Consider the following 10,233-nt stretch of genomic DNA (forward strand, 5'->3'; position numbering starts at 1 on the left):
GCGCGGGTGGCCCAGCTCGAAGCGCCGAGTTCTCCGCTTCGAGCTGGGCCACCCGCGCCGCCTGCGACTCCGACCGAGGCCCGACCGGCACCGCCACGCCACCGCTCGCGGTCGTCCCGGAGCCGAGCTTGTCGACCCACTCCTTCAACGCCCCGCGAGAGATGCCGAGATCGACCGCGATGCCCTCGAGCGTTGCGCCCGGCGTCGATTCGTACAGGTCCACCGCCCGCCGCCGGAACTCGTCGGTGTAGTTCTTCCTTGCCATCCTTGGATTCTCGCTTCCCCAGCGTTCGTGCTGGAATCAGCGTGTCCAAGATCAGGGGGCAGGCCCCTTCGTTGGCCCGAGGGTGGATGAGGGGAAGTAAGCAGCTTCCCAAGAATGACTACCTGGTCAAGGTTGCTCGGCGCTTCGGCGTCGATCCTGACGAGCCGCAATCGCGACGAGGAGGCAAGCCATGGATGGCTATTCCCGCACGGCGCGCGTGCCGTCGCAGTACGGGCAGCCAAGTCCCTTCGTCACCCGGGCTCGGATCGGAGCCTCCCACCGATGCCCGCTCCGGCACCGCCATTTGACGCGTCGGCCCGAGTTGGCGCCGACATGGTTGGGGTCGCCGGCATTGCGACCACGAGTCTTGTCCCACTCCCGGGCGAGGTCGGGGTGAGTTGTTCGGAGGTCTGTATGCCCCGGCCACGCTCGCTGGCCAGCGCAGTAAGGGCACCCGCTCATGGCGAGGCCCCGCGTGGAAGGGCTTGCCTCCCACATATGGCCCTCGTCGCAGGCCCACCACGCGTTCCTTGATATCCCGCGCGTCTCCCATGGGTTGCGTGTGTGGTCGTTCAAACCCCAGGCCCATTCAGCAACGGCACTCGGATTTCGCTGCACCCAGAGCGGATAGGGGGCGGTGACATCGATGATCGCCGCAGCATCCACGACATCTAGTGGAATGTACAACGATGCGAAACGGGTAGGCCGTGTTGCGCGACGAGTCGGCCGCAGCCAGAGCACAACCCTCTCGATCAAGATGTCGGCGGGACCGCCGACCCGTGGGATGTCATCTGCAATGGCGGCGCGGATGTTCTTAGTTGACGACGACCGCCATCGCTCGACCGTCGTCTTGTCGGAGAGGACTTCGAGCATGGCGACGGTCACGGGGTACAGCAATGCGCGGCCAAGGATCTCGCGGTTGTCGGCGCTCATGCCTCTCGTTAGCAGCGAGCCATGCGGCTTGCTCAGGACTGCGTCGTCGCGCACCATTTCCCACACTCGCGCGTGAAGTTGTGCAGAGACGCGGCCGGCGCTGACCAACCGCCGGAACCTATGTTCGGCGTGTGCTTGAGCGGGATCGAGCGGAAGGACCGGCTGCGACGCGGGCGGGGTGCCTGGACCGGCCCACACCATCTGCCCAGGATGCCGAAGGCACCAGTTCTCGCGATCATGTGGGATCTGCTCCACGCGCTCTCCCGCGCCGCAAAGCCGACAGAGGAATCGCTCAGGATAAGTTCCCTCGGGATTCGGCTGCGCGTGCCCCTTCAATCTTGCGTAGTGACCAGCGGGTCGCCCCGCGCCAGCTTCAACGATTGCTGCGGCCGCGCCCTCGACGGCCCAGACACGGTTCAGGTAGGGCTGCGCTCGGGTGGTCAGTCCCCGCTCGGCGATCTCGAGCGGTACCCCTGCGGCTTCGCACTGGCGCCGTAGGTACGAGCGCGGCGACTCGAGCCTGTGCCACTTGGGGCGGACTGCCCATGCGAGCTCACCTATCACGCGGCCTCGTCAAGGTCGTCCTCGTGGAGGTCCTCGAGAGTGATCTTGTGCCGGACCGGCGTCGTGTACCGCAAGTCATCCAGCACTGCGTACAGCCGCTGGCGTGTCACCCGTTCGTTCCTGCGGGCGGTGTCGTCCAGGGTCGCGGCGATCAGCCGCTCGACGATCATTGCCAGTACGGAGAGCTGGCCCCCTGCAGCCTTGTGGAGGACTGCCGCGTTGCGGGTTAGGAGCCCCGGGGCGTGACCGCACAACGGGAGATTGCGGTCGAAGACAGCCACCCACCGATGCCACAGCACCCGACCCTCGTCCTCTTTGAGATCGGTCTTGCGCAGCGTCACCATGTCGCACCGCATGCGGACTTGAAGCCCTTCTGTGCTTCCGAACGCCTTTCCCCCTCCCAGGGCGATGCCGACAAGGAGGACGGTGGCGGATGACTCGTTCTGCAGCGCTTTGATGACGCTGGAGGGTTCGCTACCGCCCAGTCGGTGGGCCTCGTCGATCACCAGCAGTTTGGTGCGATGAGTCTGCAGCATGTCGACCGCCATCTTGCGGAGTCTGTCGGTGTTCGCGTGAAGCGGCACCGAGACGGTGGGTGCGAGGAACTCGATGATCTGGGCAAGCAGTGCCTTGCCGGTGGAGTGGTCGGTCATCTCCGTCCACACCACCGGGACCTCCCCGCGGTCGACGTAGTCAGGATTACGGGCGGCGTGCGACTGTTCAGTAGAGCGGGCGAGAAGCAGCGCCAACTCGGTCTTGCCGTAGAACATGGGCGCGGAGATCATCAGACCGCGGCGTGAGTTCTTCCGGCGCGGATTTGAGGCGATGAGCTTGGCCAGGATCCGGGCGCCGATGTCCTGCTCTGGTGTTGGCACACGCAGCGTGAGATGGAGGAAGTCGTCCCGGGCCTGATCGTACGCAGCCCGCCCTCTCGTCGGCAGGGTGGAGTACTCGGCGAACGACAGCGGGGGAGGCGGGGGCGGAAGAGCGGTGAACGCCTCACGCAGTCCGAGCAGGGTGGTCTTGCGCGCGTGGTGTAGCACCAGAGGTTGGACGATCACCTTCAGAACTCCTTCACCGTGACGATGTCGTACTCCGGCGAGTCCCAGTCGATGTCACCGACATCGGCAGGGTCGGTCCATCCGTCCAGGTCGATCGGCTCCGGGTTCGTCGCGCCGGAATCGGACATATAGGGCGCCGTTGCGCCGGTGGCCCTGTCGCGAAGGTTGCGATTGCGGGCGCGCTTGTCGCTGCGCTCCCGCCTCTCCATGACATCCAGGAGCTCCGTCCTCTTCGGGGTCTCGCCTGGGTCACCGGAGCCGAATCGTTCGACCAGCTTGACTGCAGCCTCGGCGACCATCCACGCCGCCTTGTCGTCGAGCGCGGTGTCCCAGCACTCGATCCACTCGTCGGTCTCTGGGTGGCGCACCCACACGGCGTTGGAGTTGTAAGGGTCGTAACTGATGTCGAACTTCCGCGCCCGGGTTGAGCCGGTGGCCGCACCTGTCAACGAGCGGTCGCGCAGTTCGGCCAGCAACGGCGAGTCGTAGGTCCGGTTGTTGAACTCGATGCCTTCGCTGCTGATCACGCGGGGTTTTGTAGGCAGGAGGGCGAAGAAGTCCTCCGCGCGGAACGGCAACTGCACGCCCGGGCCGACCTCGAACAGTACTGCGTACATCTGGTTGGGAGTCCACTCCCGCCCCGGGAACAGCGGCGACTTCAACCCGCCGTGATGTGTGTTCAAGTAGACCGTCGTGATCCATGTCTCGAACGCAAGCCGCACCGAGTCAAGCGTCAGCGTCGGGTTATCCCGCTTACCCCTGTTCGCGACCGAACTGCCAGTCGCGCCGGCCAGCCAGGTCGCAAAGCTGGTCGATGTGGTTCCGAAGTTGCGCTCGACATGCGGCTTCACCGTAGCGGCGTTCGGGGGCGCCAGCACCAGGGTGATGCCGAACGCGCGACACGCAGCCTCAAACGTCGCAGAGCGAAAGTCGGCGCCTCCGTCGATCGTGATCGCGTGAGGGAAGATCCAGGGCACAGCCAACGAGTCGTCGTCGAGGTACGGATTCACTCTCTTCATCAGCTCAATGGGAAGAGTTGCGGATCCGGAAAGCACCGCGGCAGCGGACCCTGGAATCGCACGGCGCCCCACGATGGCACGAGCCAGCAGAAGTGAGTGATCGAATCCGTTCGGCGAGTTAGCGTGGATCGCCCATGCGAGAGGCACTCGACTCGCGACATCGAAAAGCACGGTCGCAGTGGGGCGGTAGGTGTTGCCCCTGTCATCCCACACCTGCACATCCAGCAGCGTCGAGTCGATCTCGCACACCGCTCCGAGTCGGAAGGCGCTGCCGGAGAAGTGTTGGCGATCCGGACTGTTCGCGGCCGTGCGCCGAGTGGTGGCCTTATCGAAGCTGTACCGACCCGCGTCTCGCTCATTGATGTAACCCTGCAGCGTGGTGTCAGTGATATCGCAGACCGGGTCGCCCGGGTACATGCTCTCCAGCATCCGACGCACCAGCAACGCGCAGTGGCGTCGAGTAGTAGTCGGCATATCCCTGCGATCGTCCAGCGCACGGTCGATGACGGCGACCAGTCGCGGATCTGCCCTCGCGATCACAAGTCTTCGCTTGCCCCGTCTGTGCATCCGGGCGTCCAGCCCCGCCACACCGTGCGATTGATAGACCTTCCAGAAGTTGAACAGCGCCTTCCGCGAGCGGGCCAATGACGTGCCGGCCGTCTCCGCGATCTTCGACGCAATCCGCTGCTCCTGTGTCGTAATGGCAGGGTCATACTGCGGGCGCGGCCCGGTTGCAGTCGGGGCCATCGGGATACCCCGAAATGCTTCCAGCAAGTGCCTCTCCATGTCGAGTACGTCACTTGGCCAATCGCCGCCAGCGATCCGCAGCGGAAGATCCACATCACGCTTCGAGCTGCCCGCATGAGCAAGTAACTCGGGAACCGAGATGACCATCCAGTCGTCGGCGGTTCCCTCGCGGCGCAACTTGGCCTCGGTACCCCGACGCACTCCTTCCCACGCCCACGACTCCCCGTCGATCTCAACGATGTCGCCCAGCCGCAGCTTGTGCTCTTCAGGCATTGGATCTCCCCCCTTCCAGAACGCGCTCCGACGACGTGAACACGGTGTCGCTGTTGAAGACAGCTCCTAGATCCAGGTGGAGAAGACGGCGCCACGCGAGGTTGTCGACCCAAGCTGCCGCCAGCGGTGGGCATTCCGGAGACGCGATCTCGCACAACTCGCGTCGAGTGCGCCCGCCCCGGGCGGCATCGAGGATCAGCGCTTCGATCTCAGGGACCGGCGCGCAGCGCTCATGGCGCGATGCAGACAAACAGTCGAGGTTCCGCGTCGCAAGCGTGTCGTGACCGGTGAGAACTCGGTAGTGCCAGCCGAGCGTCTCGCAGGTCTTAGCAGTTTCGTCGAACTGTAGACGCGTCGCGTGCTTCAGGCTTTCCTCCGGGCGGACATCGAACAGCCCGTAGCTACCGTCTGTGAACTGAGCCAGGAAGTCGGGAACGTGCGAATATCCCGCTAGGCGCGAACCGTGCCCAAAGGCGATCGCCATCGGCTGCGCCCAAAGGCGCTCCACCTGTGCACCGAAGTCGAGCCATAGCAATTCCCAGCGCTCCTCCTGAGACTCGCACCAGACATGGCTACGCGTCCGCTGCCAGAAGTACATCGAGTTGGTGAAGCGGTGCCGGACACCCTTCGATGTGCGAACACGCCTCGGATTTATCGACGCCCAGTCCCGCTCTCCAACGTCTCGTGTGACGATCGCGTAGTCCTGGCGAACGGGGGATCGGACCGTGTCGTCGATTGAGCGGGGCAGCCAGTGGGCCTCCGTGTACGGCGAGCGACGCCGCACCGTGATCTGCTTCGCAGTTTCGACTGGACGCACCGGGACCTCCTGGCACCGGTCTATATGCGGAGAGGCGGGTGACACGCGCGACTCGCGGAGTAAGTGACATTCCGTGTCATCGAGCTCATGCCGTATGTCAGGTAAAGAGCCGTTGTGTCACGCAAACCCGTTCCCGACAAGAGCCTCTTGCGACCGTCGGCGCTCCGCGCTAACGTGCAACCAAATGGTTGAACAACAGAGGGACGCCGACATCGACCGGGTGTTCCACGCCCTCGCCGATGCCACGCGGCGCGACATCGTGCGACGCACGCTCGTCTCCGAGCAGTCGGTGACGCAGCTCGCGGCGGCCTACGCGATGTCGTTCGCGGCGGTGTCCAAGCACATCGCCGTGCTCGCCGAGGCGCGGCTCATCACCAAACGCGCGGAGGGGAGGGTCCGGCTCGTGCGTGCCGACCCCGCCGCCCTCGACCGGGCGCAGCAGCTGCTCCGCTCGTACGAAGAGCTGTGGCGCGGTCGCATCGACCGCCTCGACGCTCTGCTGTCCGCGGAGCCGGATGCCGCGGCATCCACCCCCCAGAACTGACCGACGAAGGAGTCGCCATGCCCGTCACATCCGTCGAGAGCGACCTCGAGGCGCTCACCATGACCCTGATCGCCGATTTCGCGGTCGGGCCCGAGCGGCTCTGGGCCGTCTTCACCGACCCGCGCCAGCTCGAGCGGTTCTGGGGACCCCCGGGGTGGCCGTCGACCTTCGACGCCTTCGACTTCCGCGTCGGCGGGTACGCGAAGTACCACATGACCTCGCCGCGCGGAGAGCGCGCCGGCGGCGCGTGGGAGTTCACCGCCATCGACGAACCGCGCGGTTTCGAGGTGATCGACTCGTTCGCCGACGAGAACGGAGACCCCCTCGAGGGGATGCCGTCGATGCGCATGGTCTTCACCTTCGAGGCGACGCCCGAGGGCGCGCGCATGACGAACGTCAGCCACTTCACCTCGGCCGACGCCCTCGAGCAGGTCGTCGCGATGGGCGCCGTCGAGGGCTCGACCCTCGCGATGAATCAGCTCGACGCGGTGCTGCAGGGCCTTCGCGCCTTCGCCCAGGGCCAGGGGACGCGGCTCGAGATCCTCAGCGATCAGCACGTGCGCATCACGCGTCTGATCGAGGGGCCGCGCGAGCTCGTGTGGCGCGCGCACCTCGACCCCGACCTGATGCGGCAGTGGATGCTCGGCCCCGACGGGTGGCGCATGTCGGTGAGCGAGATCGATCGGCGCGAGGGCGGCCGCTACCGCATCGCCTGGGAGCCCGAGCCGGGCACCGAGGGCGAGGGGTTCGGCTTCGACGGCGAGATCCTGCTGCTCGACGAGCCGCGACGCATGGTGCAGACCGAGCACATGACGGGCACCGACCTGCCGACGACGACGAACGACCTCTCGCTGTACGAGGAGGACGGCGCCACCCTCGTCACGCTCGTGATCGAGTACCCGGATGCCGCGACCCGCGACGCCGTGCTCGCCACCGGCATGGTCGACGGGATGGAAGAGAGCTTCCGCCGCATGGAGCGCGTCGTCCTGACATGAGACGGATGCCGCGGCGGCGGGGTCGCGGCATCCGTCCGGGTGTCGAAACTCGGATGATCGCACCGTTCTCGGACAACAGCCGTTGAGAAGTCCGAGTTCGGTGCGATTCTCCGAGCTCCGCGCGTCAGCTCTTGATGTACCCGTTCGGGTTCAGCACGTACTTGCGCGGGGCGCCCTTGTCGAAGTCCGCGTACCCCTGGGGGGCCTCGTCGAGGCTGATGGGCGTGGCGTTGACCGCCTTGGCGATCTGCACCTTGTCGTGCAGGATCGCCATCATCAGCTGGCGGTTGTACTTCATCACCGGGCACTGACCGGTCGTGAACGACAGCGACTTCGCCCAGCCGAGGCCCAGTCGCAGCGACAGCGAGCCGACCTTGGCCGCCTCGTCGACACCGCCCGGGTCACCCGTCACATACAGGCCCGGGATGCCAAGAGCCCCACCCGCCGCGGTCACGTCGAACAGCGAGTTGAGCACCGTCGCCGGGGCTTCGTGCGCGGAGTCCGACCCGTGCCCGCGCGCCTCGAAGCCGACCGCGTCGACCGCGGCATCCACTTCGGGAGTCCCGAGGATCTGCTCGATCTGGTCGCGCGGGTCGCCCTTGGACACATCGACGCTCTCGAACCCCATCGCGCGCACCTGCTCGAGGCGGTCGGCGTTCAAGTCGCCGACGAGCACCGCGGCCGCTCCCAGCAGCTGAGCGCCGACGGCCGCGGCGATGCCGACCGGCCCGGCGCCGGCGATGTACACCGTCGAGCCCGGGCGGACTCCCGCGGTATAGGCGCCGTGGAAGCCGGTGGGGAAGATGTCGGAGAGCATCGTCAGGTCGAGGATCTTCTCGAGCGCCTGCTCGCGGTCGGGGAAGACGAGCAGGTTCCAGTCGGCGTAGGGAACGAGCACGTACTCGGCCTGCCCGCCGACCCAGCCGCCCATGTCGACGTAGCCGTAGGCGCTGCCGGGGCGGTCGGGGTTCACGTTCAGGCAGATGCCGGTCTTGCCTTCCTTGCAGTTGCGGCAGCGACCGCAGGCGATGTTGAACGGCACCGAGACGATGTCGCCGACCTTGACGAACTCGACGTCGGGGCCGACCTCGATCACCTCGCCCGTGATCTCGTGCCCGAGCACCAGACCGGCCGGTGCGGTCGTGCGTCCGCGGACCATGTGCTGGTCGGAACCGCAGATGTTGGTCGAGACGGTGCGCAGAATCGCCCCGTGGGGGACCTTGCGACCGACGTTCGCCGGGTTGACGCCCGGACCGTCCTTGAGCTCGAACTCGGGGTAGGGGGTGTCGATGACCTCGACGACACCGGGTTCTTTGTACGCCACTGCCTTGTTGCCGGACATCTTCGTCCTTTCCGGCCGGGTCGTCCCGACCTGATCGTGCCCGCCGGGTGCGACCGCGACCGCACCCGGTGCGACGCGCGACCGGGTTCGGCCGTGAGCGACGCGAGGGATGCCCTCAGCCAAGACCCGGAACTCCGGCGCGTCAAGGGATGGTGGGCGGGAGCGTTCGATGCACCGAGGCGGGCGCATGACGGGACCCGGATGCCGTGGAGCCGAGGTGGCGGCGGTCATCCACCGCGGTCCGGAACGGAGGCGAACATCGGATGGTCGAGCGCGCAGCCGCTGCCGCGCGGTGCGCCTACTCCGCCGGGGCGGCCCTGCGCACGGCATCCCTGAGCGCGCGCTCGACGTCGGGCGTGACCTCGAGAACCGCGAACGACACCGGCCACATGGGTCCGTCGTCGAGCTGCGCGGTCTCGTCGAAGCTGACCGTGCCGTAGCGCGTCTTGAACTTCGACGCCGGCTGATAGAACACCACGACCTTGCCGTGCTTGGCGTAGGCGGGGAAGCCGTAGAACGTCTTGGGGTTGAGGTGCGGGGCCTCTTCGAGCACGATCACGTGCACGCGTTCGGCGATCGCGCGGTCGACGCCCTCGAGCTTCTCGATCGCCTCGAGGCAGGCCTCGTTCTCTTTCTGCAGCTTGGCCAGGCCTTTCAGGCCCTTCATCGCCGAGCGCTCCTCGGCACGCTGCTTCATCGCCGCGCGCTCCTCGTCGCTGAATCCCGCTCCGGCCATGGCATCCGCCCTCTCGCTCGCTGCGGGAAGGCTATCGCCGACACGGGTCTCGGAGAAGGGCGCCGTTGTCGGAGTTTTCGCGCGGGATCTTCCGAGTTTCGTGCGTTTCTCCGAGTTCCGGGATGTTGGCACCCGCCGCCGCCGCGCCGCCGCGCCGCCGGGCCGGGCTAGGCGCTCGCGCCGCGCCGCGCCGTCACGGATGTCGGAGAAAGGCGCCGTTCTCGGACTTTTCGCGGGGGATCTTCCGAGTTTCGTGCGTTTCTCCGAGTTCCGGGATGCCGGACCCGGCCCCGCCGCGCTGCCCGGCCCCGCCACGCCGCACGAGGCCGCGCCGCCGCCGCGACCTCAGGCCTGCCGCAGCCCTTCTTCGAGCGCGACCCACGCGAGCATCGCGCACTTGACCCGCGCGGTGTACTTCGACACCCCCGAGAGGGCAGCGGCGTCGGCGAAGGTCTCCTCGTCGAGCGGGATCTTGCCGCGTGAGCGCAGCGCCTCGCGGAACTGCGCGATGAGCGCCTCGACGTCGGCGGTCGGCATGCCGTCGTCGCCGCCGTCCTCCTGCAGCAGGGCGACGAGCATGGAGGCCGAGGACTGCGAGATCGAGCAGCCCGCGCCCTCCCAAGTGACGGATGCCACGCGGTCGCCCTCGACGTCGACGCGCAGCGTGATCTCGTCGCCGCAGATCGGGTTGCGCTGATGAATCGTCGCGCTGTGCGCGCCGGGCTCCGCGAGACCGAAGCCGCGCCGGTTCTTGGCGTGGTCGAGGATGAGCTCCTGGTACAGCGACTCCAGCCCGCTCATGCGCCGACCCCGAAGAAGCCGCGCACGCCCGACACCGCGTCGAGGAAGGTGTCGATCTCGGCCTCGGTCGTGTGGATCGCGGCGCTCGCGCGCACCGACGCCGTCAGGCCGAAGCGGCGGTGCAGCGGCTGGGCGC

At 67.0% G+C, this 10,233-nt stretch carries 10 protein-coding genes and 1 pseudogene; 2 read left to right on the forward strand and 9 right to left on the reverse strand.

Annotation, left to right across the window (positions count from 1 at the left end; all coding sequences use genetic code 11):
- The 5 genes from DC432_RS15045 to DC432_RS15065 all read right to left on the reverse strand — a co-directional run.
- The coding region (locus DC432_RS15045; protein WP_165801298.1) for a transposase at positions 1–265 on the reverse strand (265 nt) is incomplete at its 3' end.
- Positions 266–463: 198 nt separating this feature from the next.
- Positions 464–1,198, reverse strand: a complete 735-nt coding sequence (locus DC432_RS15050; protein WP_158497516.1) for a zinc-ribbon domain-containing protein — start codon at positions 1,196–1,198, stop codon at positions 464–466.
- A 560-nt stretch (positions 1,199–1,758) separates the two neighbouring features.
- Positions 1,759–2,823, reverse strand: coding sequence for a TniB family NTP-binding protein (locus DC432_RS15055; protein ID WP_036294962.1), 1,065 nt, complete (start codon positions 2,821–2,823; stop codon positions 1,759–1,761).
- A 2-nt stretch (positions 2,824–2,825) separates the two neighbouring features.
- The gene (locus DC432_RS15060) at positions 2,826–4,862 is read right to left on the reverse strand and encodes a Mu transposase C-terminal domain-containing protein (protein ID WP_116538553.1); all 2,037 of its coding nucleotides are present in this window, start codon (positions 4,860–4,862) and stop codon (positions 2,826–2,828) included.
- Positions 4,855–5,724 (reverse strand): TnsA-like heteromeric transposase endonuclease subunit, encoded by an 870-nt coding sequence (locus DC432_RS15065; RefSeq protein ID WP_306342056.1) that lies wholly within the window; start codon positions 5,722–5,724, stop codon positions 4,855–4,857. The genes DC432_RS15060 and DC432_RS15065 overlap by 8 nt, the downstream gene beginning before the upstream one ends.
- Before the next feature lie 139 nt (positions 5,725–5,863).
- Between DC432_RS15065 and DC432_RS15070 the strand changes: the two genes are divergently transcribed.
- Together DC432_RS15070 and DC432_RS15075 are read left to right on the forward strand one after the other, a co-directional pair.
- On the forward strand, positions 5,864–6,223 hold the full coding sequence (locus DC432_RS15070) for an ArsR/SmtB family transcription factor (RefSeq protein WP_116538554.1): 360 nt from the start codon (positions 5,864–5,866) through the stop codon (positions 6,221–6,223).
- 17 nt (positions 6,224–6,240) lie between these two features.
- Complete coding sequence (locus tag DC432_RS15075) at positions 6,241–7,218, forward strand: SRPBCC family protein (RefSeq protein ID WP_116538555.1); 978 nt, start codon at positions 6,241–6,243, stop codon at positions 7,216–7,218.
- A gap of 124 nt (positions 7,219–7,342) precedes the next feature.
- Here the strand turns inward: DC432_RS15075 and fdhA are convergent, their stop codons facing one another.
- The 4 genes and pseudogenes from fdhA to DC432_RS16820 all read right to left on the reverse strand — a co-directional run.
- Positions 7,343–8,560, reverse strand: coding sequence for a formaldehyde dehydrogenase, glutathione-independent (gene fdhA, locus DC432_RS15080; protein WP_108320835.1), 1,218 nt, complete (start codon positions 8,558–8,560; stop codon positions 7,343–7,345).
- 298 nt (positions 8,561–8,858) lie between these two features.
- Complete coding sequence (locus tag DC432_RS15085) at positions 8,859–9,296, reverse strand: iron chaperone (protein WP_116538556.1); 438 nt, start codon at positions 9,294–9,296, stop codon at positions 8,859–8,861.
- 345 nt (positions 9,297–9,641) lie between these two features.
- Entirely contained in the window at positions 9,642–10,097 is a 456-nt protein-coding gene (gene sufU / locus DC432_RS15090) for a Fe-S cluster assembly sulfur transfer protein SufU (protein ID WP_116538203.1), read from the reverse strand.
- Positions 10,094–10,233 (reverse strand): annotated as a pseudogene (locus DC432_RS16820) (cysteine desulfurase); the annotation flags it as partial. The gene sufU and the pseudogene DC432_RS16820, both read right to left, overlap by 4 nt.

Source organism: Microbacterium testaceum (assembly GCF_003075375.1).
Taxonomy (GTDB): Bacteria; Actinomycetota; Actinomycetes; order Actinomycetales; family Microbacteriaceae; genus Microbacterium; species Microbacterium testaceum_E.